At 40.2% G+C, this 16,972-nt stretch carries 14 protein-coding genes; 2 read left to right on the top strand and 12 right to left on the bottom strand.

What is annotated here, in order from left to right; genetic code table 11:
• Positions 1-251: 251 nt before the first annotated feature.
• The 9 genes from C4S38_RS09985 to C4S38_RS09945 all read right to left on the bottom strand — a co-directional run bounded on the left by C4S38_RS09985 (position 252) and on the right by C4S38_RS09945 (position 12,785).
• Positions 252-1,376 (bottom strand): glycosyltransferase, encoded by a 1,125-nt coding sequence (locus C4S38_RS09985; protein ID WP_103983622.1) that lies wholly within the window; start codon positions 1,374-1,376, stop codon positions 252-254.
• A gap of 71 nt (positions 1,377-1,447) precedes the next feature.
• Entirely contained in the window at positions 1,448-2,866 is a 1,419-nt protein-coding gene (gene ahcY / locus C4S38_RS09980) for an adenosylhomocysteinase (RefSeq protein WP_103983621.1), read from the bottom strand.
• Between the two features lie 41 nt (positions 2,867-2,907).
• Entirely contained in the window at positions 2,908-3,927 is a 1,020-nt protein-coding gene (locus C4S38_RS09975) for a hypothetical protein (RefSeq protein ID WP_103983620.1), read from the bottom strand.
• Positions 3,928-4,381: 454 nt separating this feature from the next.
• Complete coding sequence (locus tag C4S38_RS09970; RefSeq protein ID WP_103983619.1) at positions 4,382-5,104, bottom strand: glycosyltransferase family 2 protein; 723 nt, start codon at positions 5,102-5,104, stop codon at positions 4,382-4,384.
• A 296-nt stretch (positions 5,105-5,400) separates the two neighbouring features.
• Entirely contained in the window at positions 5,401-6,561 is a 1,161-nt protein-coding gene (locus C4S38_RS09965; RefSeq protein WP_103983618.1) for a PepSY-associated TM helix domain-containing protein, read from the bottom strand.
• 68 nt (positions 6,562-6,629) lie between these two features.
• Complete coding sequence (locus tag C4S38_RS09960) at positions 6,630-7,085, bottom strand: alpha/beta hydrolase-fold protein (protein WP_234999341.1); 456 nt, start codon at positions 7,083-7,085, stop codon at positions 6,630-6,632.
• 19 nt (positions 7,086-7,104) lie between these two features.
• Positions 7,105-8,496, bottom strand: coding sequence for a DUF4374 domain-containing protein (locus C4S38_RS09955; protein WP_103983617.1), 1,392 nt, complete (start codon positions 8,494-8,496; stop codon positions 7,105-7,107).
• A gap of 50 nt (positions 8,497-8,546) precedes the next feature.
• Positions 8,547-10,847 (bottom strand): TonB-dependent receptor, encoded by a 2,301-nt coding sequence (locus tag C4S38_RS09950; RefSeq protein WP_103983680.1) that lies wholly within the window; start codon positions 10,845-10,847, stop codon positions 8,547-8,549.
• A gap of 297 nt (positions 10,848-11,144) precedes the next feature.
• Complete coding sequence (locus C4S38_RS09945) at positions 11,145-12,785, bottom strand: fumarate hydratase (protein WP_103983616.1); 1,641 nt, start codon at positions 12,783-12,785, stop codon at positions 11,145-11,147.
• A 173-nt stretch (positions 12,786-12,958) separates the two neighbouring features.
• Here C4S38_RS09945 and C4S38_RS09940 point away from each other — a divergent pair, with 173 nt between their 5' ends.
• Both C4S38_RS09940 and C4S38_RS09935 read left to right on the top strand, forming a co-directional pair.
• Positions 12,959-13,660: a response regulator transcription factor gene (locus C4S38_RS09940; protein ID WP_099464638.1), complete on the top strand. Its 702-nt coding sequence runs from the start codon at positions 12,959-12,961 to the stop codon at positions 13,658-13,660.
• On the top strand, positions 13,657-14,928 hold the full coding sequence (locus C4S38_RS09935; RefSeq protein WP_099464637.1) for a sensor histidine kinase: 1,272 nt from the start codon (positions 13,657-13,659) through the stop codon (positions 14,926-14,928). The genes C4S38_RS09940 and C4S38_RS09935 overlap by 4 nt, the downstream gene beginning before the upstream one ends.
• A gap of 12 nt (positions 14,929-14,940) precedes the next feature.
• Here the strand turns inward: C4S38_RS09935 and C4S38_RS09930 are convergent, their stop codons facing one another.
• The 3 genes from C4S38_RS09930 to C4S38_RS09920 all read right to left on the bottom strand — a co-directional run bounded on the left by C4S38_RS09930 (position 14,941) and on the right by C4S38_RS09920 (position 16,901).
• Positions 14,941-15,777 (bottom strand): PepSY-like domain-containing protein, encoded by an 837-nt coding sequence (locus C4S38_RS09930; protein ID WP_103983615.1) that lies wholly within the window; start codon positions 15,775-15,777, stop codon positions 14,941-14,943.
• 18 nt (positions 15,778-15,795) lie between these two features.
• Positions 15,796-16,233 carry a PepSY-like domain-containing protein gene (locus C4S38_RS09925; RefSeq protein WP_099464635.1) on the bottom strand — a complete coding sequence of 146 codons (438 nt, stop codon included), beginning with the start codon at positions 16,231-16,233 and terminating at the stop codon, positions 15,796-15,798.
• Positions 16,234-16,301: 68 nt separating this feature from the next.
• On the bottom strand, positions 16,302-16,901 hold the full coding sequence (locus C4S38_RS09920; RefSeq protein WP_099464634.1) for an HU family DNA-binding protein: 600 nt from the start codon (positions 16,899-16,901) through the stop codon (positions 16,302-16,304).
• Positions 16,902-16,972: the final 71 nt, after the last annotated feature.

Here is a 16,972-nt window from a genome sequence, read left to right as displayed (position 1 = left end):
ACAAAATCTGTCGAGTTCGGTGCAAAGGTCAACAACATACAGATAGACGGGATCTCGTTCATCGAACACATCTCGTTCAAGGCATTTCGGAATACATACGGCAAACGCTATATTGATGATTGACAAAATCAAAAACAGACAGAGTAAAGCCGCATAGCGCATGATTAAAAAGAATCTATCATTGAATGTCCCTAAAAAGCTTATGATATGAAGGTACGGGCATACCTATCCTAGAAGGTTGAGGTTCCGTTTTATAAATCTGTGTTGATAAAATGAAGCAGTTTTTTTGTGAGACTTTCCCATGAAAGAACAGCTTTTTCTTTTTCTATGTTGTCAGCAATAATAAGCAATTTTTCGGGTGATAGCAAGTCTTTAATTCCTTGGGCTATGGCTTGTGAAGATATTTCAGGTACGACAATACCCGTTCCCGGGTCGGCAATACTATGCTGAAAGTCACCTACAGGTGTACTAAGCATCGGTAGGTTATAGTGATAGGCTATAGATACTACGCCGCTTTGAGTTGCCGAACGATAGGGCAGAATCAGAGCATCGGCAGCTGAAAAAAATACAGGTATTTCATTATCTGCAATATACCGGTTGTATGAATAAATACGTTTGCAGGCTGGTGACGCCTCAATTAAGATCTGGTATTTGTCGTAGTTGCCATAACATTCTCCGGCAATCAGCAGCTGATAGCTTTCATCCAGTTTGGACATTGCCTCTATTAACAAGTCAAGCCCTTTATAATCGCGTATAAGGCCGAAAAACAGTAAAGTTTTCTTGCAGGGATCAAGAGCTAGGGATTGGTGGGCTTTTTCTTTGTCTTGCTTTTTACCAAAATGATTATATAAAGGATGAGGGTTTTGTATATACTTAGCACTGTTACAGAGCGATTCCAAATCATTCTTTACCGTATCACTCATCACGATAAAACCATGACTTTGTTTGAATAATAATTTTGCCATCGGTTTGTCAAAGAAACGGGGTTCGTGCGGAATAGCGTTATGGATAAGGGTTATTACTTTGCAATGCTTCTTCATCCGGTTTGCAATGTGTGCATACCCAGGGACAAAGAAAGACATCCAGTAACTTATGATCAACACGTCTGGAGCAAATGTTTTAATTTCTTTTACAGTTTTGCAATAGCTTATAGGATTAATGCTGTCTAATGAACGAACACTATCTACCTTTATCGCTCTGTCTCCTTCTTCTACATATTGCGTTTTGCCGGGGAAAAGAAAATCGGGATAAAGGCGTGAAAAGTTGAAAGCCTTTACTTCGTGTCCTTCTTTTTGCAATTGAGTGTATAGCATGGCGCTAAACTGGGCAATGCCTCCACGGTAGGGATAGACAGGGGAGAGGATAGCGATTTTCATATTGGTTGTAGTTGACGGTTGACAGTGGACAGGTGCGCAGCGGTATTTTTAACTGTCCACTGTCACCTGAATTAATATCTATAGTGATCAGCTTTGTACGGACCTTCTACTGGAACACCGATATAGTCGGCCTGCTTTTGTGAAAGAGTGGATAGCTTGACGCCAATACGCTCCAGATGCAAGCGAGCAACTTCTTCGTCCAGACGTTTCGGAAGACGGTAAACACCTACTTCGTAAGCCATCTGCCATAAATCCATTTGGGCTAATACCTGGTTCGTAAATGAGTTACTCATCACGAAAGAAGGATGTCCTGTTGCGCATCCCAGGTTTACCAAACGGCCTTCTGCCAAAAGGAAGATAGAATTGCCGTTGGGGAATGTGTATTTATCAACCTGAGGTTTGATATTGGTATGCTGGATATTAGGATAGTTTACTAGCTTTTCTACCTGGATTTCGTTATCGAAGTGACCAATGTTGCAGATAATTGCCTGGTCTTTCATTTGTGTCATGTGTTCGATAGTAATGATGTCGCAATTGCCGGTTGTAGTAACGAATATGTTTCCTTCTTTAATAGCTTCTTCCATCGAGGTTACCTCGAAGCCTTCCATTGCAGCCTGAAGTGCACAAATCGGGTCTATCTCTGTAACAATTACACGGGCACCGTATGTACGCATAGAATGTGCGCAGCCTTTTCCTACATCACCGTATCCGGCAACAACCACAACTTTACCTGCAATCATTACATCGGTAGCACGTTTGATACCATCAGCTAATGATTCACGGCAACCATATAAGTTATCGAATTTGGACTTTGTAACGGAGTCATTTACATTAATAGCAGGAACCAGCAGCTCGCCACGTTCCATCATCTGATACAGACGGTGTACACCGGTAGTAGTTTCTTCCGATACGCCTTTCATTTCAGCTATAGTACGGTGCCAACGCGTATTATCTTCTGCCAAAATGCGGTGTAATGTGTCCAGAATTACTTGTTCTTCATGATTACCACCTTTACGATTTATTGTTTCGGCGTCGTTTTCAGCACGGTACCCCATGTGAACTAATAAAGAGGCATCGCCACCGTCATCTACAATCAGGTTCGGGCCTTTGCCGTCAGGGAAGCGTAATGCCATATCTGTACACCACCAGTATTCTTCCAGTGTTTCGCCTTTCCAGGCAAATACCGGAACTCCTGATGCAGCGATAGCGGCAGCGGCATGATCCTGTGTAGAGAAGATGTTGCAGCTTGCCCAGCGTACATCTGCTCCCAACGCAACTAATGTTTCGATTAACACTGCAGTCTGGATAGTCATATGCAGTGAGCCGGTGATACGTGCACCTTTCAGAGGTTTCTGATCGGCATACTTCTTGCGAAGCGCCATCAATCCCGGCATTTCGTGTTCGGAGATTTCGATTTCCTTACGGCCGAATTCTGCCAAACCCATATCTGCTACTTTATAAGGCAGATTAGTTGGAAATAATTGAGACATAATAAAATTACTATAAGTGTTTTTAAAGGCTACAAAGGTAGTTACTTTATTTTGTTTTTTAATGATGTTTTTATTAATAGCTCATTTAAAATGCTTCCGATAAATAAGATGGAAGGTATATATATCGGCATTGCGTATCTCCATGTTGTATTGGGACTTGCTAAAGCAGAAATGCCAATGTATATGATAATAAAGGAAAGTAGAAGACCAGATGTTTGCCAATATTTATCCGCGAAACTACTTTTACGCGTTGTAACAAAGAAATAGATTGAAGCAGCGGCAAATATTATCCAATAAATATAGTGCAGAATGTGCCGTGCCGGGTTTATGTCAGAGAATAGATTGCAAGTGTGTTTATAGTTATCTATCTGAATGTTGTAGTAATCTTGATACATTTTCTCATTTTTAAATTCACCACCATGTTCTCCTATCTCTCTGAATTCAAAGAAACCTGTGAAAGAAGGAATAATGAAACTGGTAATAAAATCGAAGGGATATGTAAATATTAGTTTCTGTGCATATTTAGAATATAATTCTCCTGCTTCTACCCAGGCAATAGGGTAAGGACGGTTGGTCATTTGCATGTAGTAAAATACAAACTGTTTAAAAGGAGAGGTTTGATCCCACATAAGCCCGGTTGACAATGCCGCCTGGGTTGTGAAAATGGAATCGGGGCAGGAGATGAGGAATTTATGATATAGCTGTTCTAATTCTGTGTCAAATTTAGTTACGGGTAGTTGTTTAGCTTTAGGAATTAGTACAGAAGCGTTGTTCATTAACTGCCATCCTCCAAATCCGGAAGTTGTGTTTACTCCGGTTACTTTTTTATATTCGGCCCGTGTAGAATTTTGCAGAAAGAGCAATAAGGCTATTGGAATGCAGGCAATGATTATTCGTAATATAATAGCTTTTTTTTGAAAAGCCAGAAATAGGACTATCATTGATACTGGTACATAAAACATACCTGCATATCTGACATTATATAGCATGGCAAGGCAGCATAGATGAATAATAATTATCCAGATATTTGAACTGTAAACCATCCATAAAGCTGTGGCCATAAATAAAATTGTTAGTGTATTGAATAATCCGTCGCTCATTAAGAAATTGGTACTGAACAGGATGGTTGGTGATAAGAATACAAATAAACAAAGCCCATAGAATATCCATTTATTCTTTAGTTCGATTAAGTATTTGAACGAATACAAAAAGAATAAAGATATTAACGCATTGAAGAAATATGACGCAATGAAGATGAAACTGAAACTACTGTTTATGCTATGCAGAAATTGTAAGTAATAAGAATACCCCATTGGTCTATATATGTTTAATATTCCGCTTTGTGCCGATAGTATGTAAGCTCCTGTATCAGGAAATACAAAAGGAAAAGGGTATAAATTATAAAATAGAACGCCGATTATACTTATTAAAAGTATTAAAACGCAGAGTTCTGTTTTTTGTTCTTTAAACGATATGTAGCGAATAAAATCTTTAAAACTTTTCATGTTGAATAGGTTAATCAGTAAAACGATATTTAATAAGTATCCAAATAGCTTCTATACCATCTGTCCATCGGATTTTTTTGCCTTCATTAATCGAACGGGGATAATAATGAATAGGAATCTCTTTTATCTTAATTCCGTATTTTGCCACTTTGGCTGTTACTTCCGGACAGAATTCAAAGCCAGTACATTTTAAAGGGATTGATTTCAAGAACTCGCTGTTAAAAGCTTTATAGCAAGTAGGTTCGTCTGTTAAATGTTGGTTAAACAGTATGTTTGTGACAGTAGTGACTAATAATCCTCCGTAATAAAAGCTTTGGTATGAATGTTTATTTTCTTTTATAAGAAAGCGTGATCCGTACACAACTTTTTTCTGATTATATATTAGTTCCGGTAAAAGTAGATTATAGTCTTCCGGTTCATATTCTAAATCAGCATCCTGAATAATAACATAATCGCCTGATACTTTTGTTATACCCGTACGTATAGCCATCCCTTTTCCTTGATTGACTGTATGTTGAATTAAATATATGCTCTCATTAGGGTGAGATGAAATGTAATTGTTAACCAGCTCTTTGGTCGAGTCCTTAGAACCATCATCTACAATGATAATCTCCTTTTGGGTTTGTTCAATGAGTTGAACTGATATTATTTTATTAAGTATCTGCACTATAGTCCTTTCTTCATTGTAAGAAGGAATAATGATAGATAGTGTTTTGTTTCGACTGTTTTCCATAGATTGACTTTCTCAGTACTCTAAGAACTTTGTTTATTTATGCAAAAGTAGTAATAATTTCTTATAAAAAGCTGTGTTTCTATTTCATAGACAGTTGAAAAAGGATGTTTTATTAATTAGTTTATCTTATTTATGCCTGGTTTGAAAGAAAAATCAAGGAGTGTGATATGATTGTTAACCGTAGTTCTTAGAGAACGATGCTATACAAAAAGGGTAGGTAATAAAAAAGGACTGTCTAAATAGTTTAATTCATTAGACAGTCCTTTACCTATAAATTTCCAATCATGCAAAGCCGACTATTTTAGTTTCCTCATCATCTTCTTCAACCAGAAATAGTAACCTGTTACAGCAAAAATTACTCCAAGCAATGAGACCAAGCAGGAAAGTACCCGGGTTATAATACCACCCCAGGAACCTGCATGTACAGAATAAATCCATCCTCTTATCTTACCGGATTTTGGAAGGTCATCATATAACTGAATTTCTGTAATTTCACCGGTTGCCGGATTAAAAGAGTAACGGTCACTACCTCGCGTATTGCCATATTTAAGAGAAGATACAGTTGCCGAACCATCTTGAATTGTAATAGAATTAAAATTAGCATAGCGGTTTTGCAAAGCCGTTAACACATCCGCCCATTGTGTATAATCTGTTTTTTTCTGCCGTTTTTCTTTTCTTTCCGCATTGGAATGTTCATGAGAACCGGCCTTTTTTCCGTAAGTTTCTTTTGAGGTCAAAGCAGAAGAAGGCGAAGTATGTACTTGTGTTTGAGTTGCCTTAACTCCAAAAACCGTATAGAAAGCATTACGATACCAATCAAAAGACCAGGTCAACCCAGTTAAACACAGAACAAGCAAAAGCAATGCAGCATAAAAACCTCCCGAAACATGCAGATCATAAAAGAATCGGAACCAACCGGCTTTAGTCTTTATTTTTAACCTGTTCTTCATTACTTTCTTATTACGCGGAAACCAGACAAAAACACCACTGACAATAATAATAACCAGTATTAGTGTAGAAACACCAACAAGCGTTTTTCCCCACGAAAAACCTCCGTCCCGTTTATATTCATCCAATAACCAACGGTGGAGACGCATCATCTGCATAAAGAAACCTTGTCCGTCATCTATTCCTGTTATCTCTCCGGTATATGGATTCATAAAAACCGCAGCTTTCTTTCCCGGCAAAACCAACTGATATGTTCGCTTTGGATCAGAAAAAATACGAATGCCATTTATCTTCATAGAATAAGGAAGTTGCTGTTGTGCCAAGCTTATTAGAGATGCAGGCGGAAGCGGTTCGTTCTTTACCTCTTTTACAAAATAGCGTGAAGGATAACACAATTCCAATATCTCCGTTTCAAATACAAGTATTGCCCCTGTCAGGCAAACAATAGCAATGATAATACCAAAAGGTATCGATAACCATAAATGTATTTTTAAAAAAAACTTTCTCATTTTCCGAATACTTGTTTTATTCCATCATATATCCCCGGAACAGCAACCGTCCCTGATCCCACCACAAACTAAGATCGATAGCTATATAAATATCGAACAACTCCGTGCTCTTCAGTCAAAAAGCGGCTAAACGTTTCACTACCTCCCCCTTCTAATGTTGTACCTGGAGAAACTTTACCACCACGTCCGGCAGCCGAAGCTGTAGGCGTGAAATCCCGTGTCCGGTCTGTGCTTGATACACCGATAATTATACTTGGCGGAAAGTACTTTCCTCTACCGGAAGAAAAAGCCTTACTGATCCCTACCAAAGCATGGAAAAACGAATCCCCGTCAAGAAGATAAATCACCGGATAAGTTTGTGCCTTATCCTGATCATAGTTTTCCGGAAGATTTATCCAGTAACCCTGTCCCTCCTGCAAAGCCGCAGAATACAATGTTTGTTTTTTACCGATATAAATATCCTCCTGGCTCCGCGTAACCGATGAGAGCAGGAGGAATATTAAAAGAAATTGAATTTTAACCATTTTCCGTGTTTAGCAACTACTAATCTTTAGAAACTGTAAGCTTTCCAACACCGCTGATCTGTTCAGACTCGACAGTAACACCTTTTGTTGCCACAGCCGTTTTAGGATCAATCTGATAAATCGCCGGCTGGTTTCCGTCCGTAGTGGTTACAGGCATATACACCTTGCCATTCTCTGAATAAGGGCTATTTCCAAATCCTGAGATAATATCTGTCGAAGGCATCCCCGTCACATAAGTTAATTTCTTGTCTTCGCCTTTGTAAACAGCCAGTTCTTTAGCTACAAATCCCGATTCTGTCAAAGGTCTGTCATACATCAACAACAAGAAATAGTCTTCTGCGATATGCCAGCAACGCAAAAAGGCTTTGCCATTCGTTGCCGCTTCGATATTGAAATAATAGCCGGAATCGAAATCATCAGTTCCGGATTTGATACGCACCACGCCTGCAGGCAAATTTGTTTTCTGGACATCTGCCGTCATGGTTTTTGCATAACTTGGCGAAAACACATATATGTCGCCATTATCAGCTGCCCAAATAGTCTGATAGTATTGCGATTTATTGCGTCCGCAAGCATAACTGATCTTATCTGTTTTAATCAGTTTCGGATTTTCCAATTTCTCGTTCTCATAAATTGCAATCCATGCTTCATTCGGATGCTGGGTCCATTGCAGTTCCCCTTTTTCGTATGCGCTACTATTGCTACCTCCGGATTCTGTTTTCACTAATTCCGGATATACAACATATTTGCCACCTTCGGCTTTTACTCCATATTTGCTTAATCCCATCGGAATCGGAGCAGAATATATTTTATTATTGGCCTGCAAAATACCGGCCAACGTAACATACTCACCATTACCCAGGTAGTTTTCAGACATAATCACATTATTATTTGTGGTAAATGTTTCATTGACCACATCCAGATAAGACAACAGGAAACCTTTCGGTAAATAACCATTCTCATCAGCGTAAGACGAACCCAAATCACCGGTAGAAGATGTAATGATATAATTATTATAAATACCGTAAGAGGTGAAACGTTTAATCTCGTATGTATTATCACGTTCTTCCACTTTTCCTTTTGCATTCAGTATATATGAAGAAGTAACTCCTGCATTGCCTTGATTATATACCAGGCGATATAAATACTTATCCTGATAGAATATCCACTGCGTTCCGCTTTCCGTTGTAAGACCGTTGTTCTTAGCCGACACTTTTCCTTCGGCCAGTTCGTCAGCGGTTAACAGATAATTAGCATCACCAACAGAAGCAGCGATAACATAACTGGTTAAAGCTTCATTATCGCCGTCGCCACCACCATTTCCGCCTTCAACCATATCATCGTTGCAGGATATTATTGATCCTAAACATAAGATAGCAGCAAGACTCCAGTTTAAATAGTTCTTTTTCATATACAAAACAGATTTTTAATAATTAATATTTATATGTATGCCAGTATGAGTTATTTACCGCCGAAATAAACCCTTACCTTTCCATAGAAAGCCCGTCCGGCTTTCTGGAGGCTAAAATTGTCGTACAGTTTTTCATTTGTAAAATTCCGGCATTCGAAAGAGATATTGTATCGTCCGTTTTGTATGCCGTAAGATAAAGTAAGGTTATGGGAGAATTGCGTAGGAACCACAAATTCGGACTCACTACCCACAGCTTCCGAATAGAGCGGAAAACTGTGCATATACAAGTTATCGTATGTAACTGTCAGCATATTACTTTTCTTTCCTAAGTTGCGCCAATAAAATGTAAGGTCCGAATTAGCAAACTGATATGGTAAATTCGGTATCCGCGCCTTATATGTCAGGCTTTCCTGATTACTTCCGTTGCTAACGGTTTTCACATTATCACGCACGTTCATCTGTGTAAAGCTTCCACCTGCACTAATCCAATCCGCAAAACCATATCGTGCAGAAAAAGTAAATCCTTTTGTCAACACGCGTCCATGATTCACATAAGTCGCCCCATATTTACCGCCGCTTAAATCGGATATATTACGCTGGATGTAGTCTTTTGTATTTCGGTAAATCACTCCGCTTTCAACATATATGGAATGCTTCCCAAACATTTCGTCATAACTCAGGTTAAGGTTCAGGTTATCGCTATTCTCCGGTTTCAATGCGATATCACCGGATTCCAGATCCTCATCACCAAACATCTCTTCATTGGTCGGCAAACGATATGCTTTCTCATAAGATAACTTTGCCTGTAGGTTCTTTAAAATAAAGTAAGTTCCTGCCGCTCCATATCCCATTGCATTTACAGAGTTGGTTGTACGTACATATTTATCCTGTGCAGCAGACGTAGCAACCGGGCCGGCTATAAACTGATTATAATATTTACCAAACACAGACACGTTCCAGTGCTCGGAAGGCATCAAACGATAAGACAGGCCGCTAATGTTCTTGCGGGTTTCCTTAGGAATTGCATTTGCCTCCGAATCTTCATTCAGAAGAGAACGGTTCGATCGCCGGAAAGCATTCAATACATGATTAAAGGTAAACATGTGTGCTTTGCCCAAACGGTAATTAGCTGTCAATGTTCCGTTCCAGTTGTTATTATCCGAACGGGTATTCTGATAGGATTGTTCGCCCGGCATTTTAAGAGGACGCATTTCACCACGCCAATTAAATTCATAAGAAGAAGTATCGACATTGTTCGTCATATTCTTATTATAGTTAGCCGTCAGTACCAAATCTAATCCTTTTGTGAACAGGTCTTGTTTACGGTAATCAAGTGATGGCATAAGGGAGTACCCTTTCCGGTACTTTCCGCCAAACACAACTTCCTGCCGGACACCGGTTTGAATGTCTTTATACATCCGTGAGTAGGTAAAACCAAACATGAACCGGTCAGCCCATTTCTTATTAACAATACCAATCTTTCCTACCACAGCTTCATTATGGAAATTGTCGTGAAACCGTTTCACATGTTCAATCTTTTTTTTATTAATTGCTCCGGTAGCAAAGTCTTTCACCGGAGTATCCACATAATAGTCGTTATCAGAATAGTTCTGAAAAGCATTGATTTCATAAGTAAACCCATTACTTAAGGTCTGTCCGAAATTAACATACGATTTATGTGTATTAAATGACCCAAAAGAATAAGAGGCATCTAGAAACCACTTTTTCTGATTCTTTTTGGTAATGATATTGATAACTCCTCCTATTGCATCGGTTCCGAAGCCAACAGGCACGACACCTTTATATACTTCGATCCGCTCTGCGTAATTAACCGGGATATTATTTAATCCGAATGAACTTCCTACGCCTTCCTGCGGTACGCCATCTATAAATATCTTAATATGTTTACCGCTGAATCCATCCATCATCAACTGCATATCCGAGCCAACACCTCCGGATTCACGTAATTTCATCCCCGGAGCTTGTGTTAGCGCTTCACTCAGGTTCTGGGTGGAATTTTGTAAAGCTTTCGTATCAAGAGCCACAGCATTGAATGCTGAACGTTTCAAGCGGCTTATTCCATTGGAAACGACCACAACTTCTTCCAGTTCTGTAGTTTGAGGAGAGATAGTTACATTCTGTTTCGTTCGTTCGCCGGCAACAAGTTTCACCGGCTTTTCTACAGTTTTGTAGCCAATAGCAGACACTACCAGTGTATAGTCGCCTGCGGGAGCTTTCAGATGGAAAATACCATCCTTATTAGTAGTGCCTCCATAATTCGTGCCTTTCAAGTAAACTGTTGCAAAATCTACGATCTCTTTTTCCGTAGACAGAACTTTGCCCGAAATCATGGAGCCATCCTGCGACCATGCATAAGTAGAAAAGACTGATAAAAGAAGTACCAGGAAAAACTTATAAATAACCGTTTTCAATGTATAATGAATTTTGTAACGTTAATAAAACGCTGCAAAGTTCCCTATAAATCAAAAACACATCAATCGCCATAAATAGGTAAAATACAGATAGGATTTTATCCTGTCCAGTCACTATTTATAGGTACTAACACCTAAAACAAGACAAAAAAAGGAAAGCGGAGGTCCGGCATAGCACCAGACTCCGCTTTCCATATATAATTAACTCTGTAATGTTTACTTATTGCAAGTACAACGCGGTTTGATCTGCTTGAAGAAATCGTTACCCTTGTTGTCTACCAGAATAAAAGCAGGGAAATCTTCTACTTCAATCTTCCAGATTGCTTCCATACCCAATTCTGGATATTCCACGCATTCAATACTCTTGATATTGTTTTGCGCCAGAATTGCAGCCGGACCACCGATTGAACCCAGGTAGAAACCACCGTGATTCTTACAAGCATCCGTTACCTGCTGGCTGCGATTACCTTTCGCCAGCATAATCAAGCTACCGCCATGGCTCTGGAACAGGTCGACATAAGAGTCCATACGGCCAGCCGTAGTCGGTCCCATAGAACCGCAAGCCATACCGGTCGGTGTTTTAGCCGGACCGGCGTAGTAGATTGGATGGTCTTTAATATATTGAGGCAGGTCTTCTCCCTTGTCCAAACGTTCTTTCAACTTGGCATGGGCAATATCACGGCCTACAATAATCGTTCCGTTCAATGACAAACGGGTTGCTACCGGATATTTATCCAATTCTTTCAGGATATCGGCCATCGGTTGGTTAAGATTGATTTTTACAGCGTTACCTTCACCTGCCTGGCGTAATTCGGCGGGAATCAATTCACCGGGATTGCTATCCAGTTTCTCAATCCAGATACCGTCTTTATTGATCTTACATTTGATATTGCGGTCGGCCGAACAGCTCACGCCTAAACCTACCGGACACGAAGCCCCGTGGCGTGGCAAACGAACGATACGAATATCATGCGCCAGATATTTTCCGCCGAACTGTGCACCCAATCCGATGTTATATACTTCATTCATTACCTGCTTTTCCAGTTCCACATCGCGGAAAGCACGGCCGTATTCATTACCTGTAGTAGGCAAATTGTCATAATAATGAGTAGAAGCCAACTTCACTGTCAACAGGTTCTTCTCGGCAGAAGTACCGCCAATAACAACAGCAATATGGTAAGGAGGGCAAGCTGCCGTACCTAATGTTTTTATTTTTTCAATGATAAATGGAACCAAAGTACCCGGGTTAAGGATCGCCTTTGTTTCCTGATACAGATAAGTTTTGTTTGCCGAACCGCCGCCTTTGGTTACACACAGGAATTTATATTCCATACCTTCCGTAGCTTCAATATCTATCTGTGCCGGCAAGTTGCATTTTGTATTTACCTCATCATACATATTCAAAGGAGCATTCTGGGAATAGCGCAGATTCTCTTCTGTATATGTTTTATAGACGCCCAAGGCCAAGGCTTCTTCATCGCAATAACCTGTCCACACTTGTTGTCCTTTCTCACCGTGGATAATAGCCGTGCCGGTATCCTGGCAGAACGGAAGTACGCCTTTTGCTGCCACTTCTGCATTACGCAGGAAAGTCAATGCCACATATTTATCGTTATCGCTGGCTTCAGGATCATTCAGGATCTTAGCCACTTGCTCGTTATGCGAACGGCGAAGCATAAAGGATACATCACGGAATGCGGTATTTGCCATTGCCGTAAGGCCTTCTTTAGCGACCTTTAAAATAGGTTTTCCTTCAAATTCCGAAACGGATACATAATCTTTTGTAAGCAAATAATACTCTGTGGTATCCGGTCCTAATGGGAACGGTTCCTGATACTTAAAAGGAGGTGTTGCCATAGCGTTTGTATTTTAATTTATAATATTGGTTTAGAATTACTGTCTTTCTTACGGACTGGCAAACTTAACTAAAATTCGTGAGATACAGCCGTTGTTTGGCCTTTTAAAATCTGTATTTCAAGTTTATTTTAAATTCCGTTAGTATATTTGAAGATTGTAAACAAAACATGCACATGAAGATATTAATTGTAGAAGACGAGCCTTCATTGCGGGAACTTATGTATAAAACGCTCTTACAGGAAAGGTACGTAGTAGAAACAGCAGGTACATATCTTGAAGCCAGTTTAAAGATAACGGATTACAGCTACGACTGTATTCTGCTTGATATTATGCTACCCGACGGAAACGGATTGAAACTGCTGGACGATTTAAAGAAGCAACATAAACAAGAAAGTGTCATTATCATTTCGGCCAAAGACTCTATAGACGACAAAGTGTCCGGATTAGAGCTAGGTGCAGACGACTATTTGCCCAAACCTTTCCATTTGGCAGAACTCAACGCACGCATCAAAAGCGTTATGCGCCGTAGATGGGGCAACGGCGACATGTCTATACAACTTGGCAACATACGGATAGAGCCGGATAGTTTCCGGGTATTTATTGCCGGCAAAGAAATCGAATTACTCAAAAAAGAATATGACATATTACTTTATTTCATGAACCGCCCGAACCATCTCATCGACAAAGCCGCATTGGCTGAAGCCGTATGGGGCGACCATATCGACCAGTCGGACAACTTTTACTTTGTATACGCTCAGGTTAAGAACCTGCGTCAACAATTAAAAAAAGCCGGAGCGGACGTTGAGATTCGTTCCATTTATGGTTTCGGTTATAAAATTGTAATCTGTAATAACGAATCTACCGGCAAACAATGAAATTGATATACCGCATACTAATCCGTCTTTCGGTTGTGCTGCTCCTTATACTTAGCGGCTGGGCAGTATTCTTTTATTACACAATGGTTGAAGAAATAAACGATGAAGTAGACGATGCCCTTGAAGACTACTCCGAAACAATTGTCCTTCGGGCACTGGCCGGACGGGAACTTCCTTCTGCCAACGACGGTACAAACAACACCTATCAAATACATGAAATAACCAAAGAGGAAGCAGACTCTTACCCCTCAATACATTATTATGATGCGGAGATTTACATTCAGGAGAAAAAAGAAACCGAACCCGCACGTATACTCCGGACTATTTTCGCCAATAACGAAGGACGTTATTTCCTGCTCGAGGTGTCTACACCTTCTTTTGAAAAAGAAGACTTGCGTGGAGCCGTTGCCTCCTGGATCGTATTCCTTTACGCAACACTTCTTGTTACTCTGCTGATTGTATGTGCTTGGGTATTCTACAGAAGCCTGAAACCGCTTTATACGCTGCTACATTGGCTGGACGGATATTTGCCCGGTAAACCGATTGCTCCGTTACAAAATAAAACGACAATCAGCGAATTCCGCCGTTTGAACGATGCTGCCCAACGCGCGGCAAAACGTTCGGAACTGGCATTCAACCAGCAAAAGCAATTCATAGGAAATGCTTCGCACGAACTTCAAACCCCACTGGCCGTATGCACAAACCGGATTGAATGGCTACTGGACAATACAGACCTGACTGAGGAACAGATGGCTGAATTGTTTAAAACAAAGCATACATTGAATTATATCATCCGCCTTAATAAATCTCTATTGTTCCTGTCGCGAATTGATAACCGGCAATTTACAGAAAGCTGCCCGATCGAAATAAACAATCTGGTAAAAAGACTCCTGGACGATTATAAAGAAATATTCTGCTATAACGGACTAATTGTTTCGCTGGAAGAATCCGGAACATTTACCCTTATAATGAACGAAGCACTGGCAGAGGCTCTAATCTCTAATCTGGTCAAAAATGCTTTCATTCATAATAAGGAGAATGGTTATATCCATATCACCCTGAAAGAACAAAGTTTTGTTATTGCCAATACAGGCACAGATTTCCCACTGGACAGCGAGCATATTTTCGACCGCTTCTATCAGGGAAGCCGCAAGGAAGAATCTACCGGACTGGGGCTAGCCATTGCAGACGCTATCTGCAAACAGTATCAGCTCCATCTTTCTTATGAATACAGAAAAGGAGAACACTTGTTCTCCCTTTCCAAATAAAAACATCTTTATTTATAAAATAATTCCGTCTTCAGTTATCCGCAAGTCCACCTCCAGCTTGCCCTGTTCCAATTCCACCAGATACCATTCTTCGGAAGGAGTCTGGATAAACTCTGCATCGTCAATCTCATAGGTGGCATAAGGAGATGCTTTAATTGCAGCAACTACGGCAGAAGGCAATTCGGAAGCATGCACGTCCGTTTTGGTTTGTACCCAAGAGCCATCCGCTTTAAACAATAGTTCACGCTTAACTTTTCCATCCAGTATATCGACTTCCGTCATATCTTTTTCTTTTTCGATCTCAATAATACGGGCATCCGGGTAAGTAGTCTTTATATATTCCTCAACATTTCCGGCAGGTTGGGCAGGGATAAAGTCCTCATAGTCATCGTCAGTATCGACATCAGCTACTGCCTTTATCAATATGCCGTCCGGCGAGTAATAAATATCCGTTTCAGTGTTTCCTTCTTCTACTTCAATTACGTAAACAGTTTCCATGTCTTTGCGTTCTATCATATCCACGTCATCAACCTTCCAGTTTTTATATTCACTCTGCTGGAAAGATGTTTTCACCGCAGAAGGAAGGGCATCGAATGGAATGTCCGTTTCAGTCATATACCAAACCCCGTTATTGTCATACCAGGCTTCTGTATCTTTATTGTCTTGCTTAAAATCGGCTACCAGGTACGTGTTACGCTTTTCCCATCCCACACTTTTAGCAGACGGATATTGAGTTGTAAAAGCAGTTTGGGTTGTTTCGCTTACCCACTCCAGACCTTTATCATTATTATCGTCACAACTCATTAACAACCCTGCAGCCAATACAATAGTGCATACCATTCTCTTCATAGTAAATTCCTTTCTTATTTAATTATCAATGTTAATCAGATTAAACTTCTTGTCAAATTTTAATTCGAGGCCATTCGATAACTTTGCCTCATAATCACGGGAGCTTTTTTCAATTTTCACGATAGTCTGTTCCGCATAATTCGACTTCACATAACGAAGAATTACAGAAGGAACAACCGCTTCGGGCACTGCTGCATATTTACAATCCACCTCTTTCCAACTGCCATCCTTATCAAACTCTACCTTAATACTATTCGTAAATATAACCTCATACTTCTTGTCGAACCATTCCTTTTCCATTTTAGTCAGGGCAACTTTATCGTTTGGGAAGTACTTCTTTACATACGCTTGTGCCTTGGCAGGCAACTCATTAAACGGAATAGGGCGGTCGTCGTCCGCATGTACCGCCGTATTTACGGCCAGCAGACACATTAATAAGACCAAAATCTTCTTCATTGTTGTTTATTTTTATTGTCAGACATCTTTTTACCAACCTTTCGGTAGGACAAAGATGAAGCACAATTTTAAAATGAATCTGAAATAGAATAAAGAAATGTACTTCCTACAGATTCTTTCCTGAGTTTTCCTTCCTTCATCATCCGTTTCAGATCGGCAGCGGCTTTTGTCTTTCCGCAATGGCAAAGGCTACGATATATTTTACCGGAAATGTAAGGGTGTGTTTTCAGGTATTCCATCGTAAAGGCTTCGCATTGTTCGGGTGTATACATTTCTCTTTCCTTTTCTTCCGAACGGACTACGGGCATTGCTTTTAGACGATCGCGCAATTTGGAAGACGAGCGGAAAGTTACATCACGAAAATGTACCGACTCTGCCCTTATTTCCTTTTTATCCATCACCGGACGGCATTTAAGCGCAATGCCGAATGTGCCTATCCCTTCCAGCTCGATATTGTATCCAAACAGCAAAGCATCGGCTATTACATCCTGCAATAATTGCAGAGCACCTTTTATATCGGCCGAAGAAAGGGACGAACGTCCGTTGGCATTTCTTACCAGATCGTCTAAACGCATAGTTCCGTTAGGTACGAAACGGGCATGAAGCGGCTGTTTTCCATTCTCTTTGTCAGGAGTAAGATTGCGTACTAATTTGTATTGTGCAGACATATTAAGTAAATTGATTTAGTTTTATACGTATTCTGTTAATCCTTTTGCCAGGATATATTACCTGTTTGCTC

Origin of the sequence: Parabacteroides chinchillae, assembly GCF_900108035.1 — a bacterium.
Taxonomy (GTDB): Bacteria; Bacteroidota; Bacteroidia; order Bacteroidales; family Tannerellaceae; genus Parabacteroides; species Parabacteroides chinchillae.
This window is presented reverse-complemented; position numbering and strand designations above follow the sequence as displayed.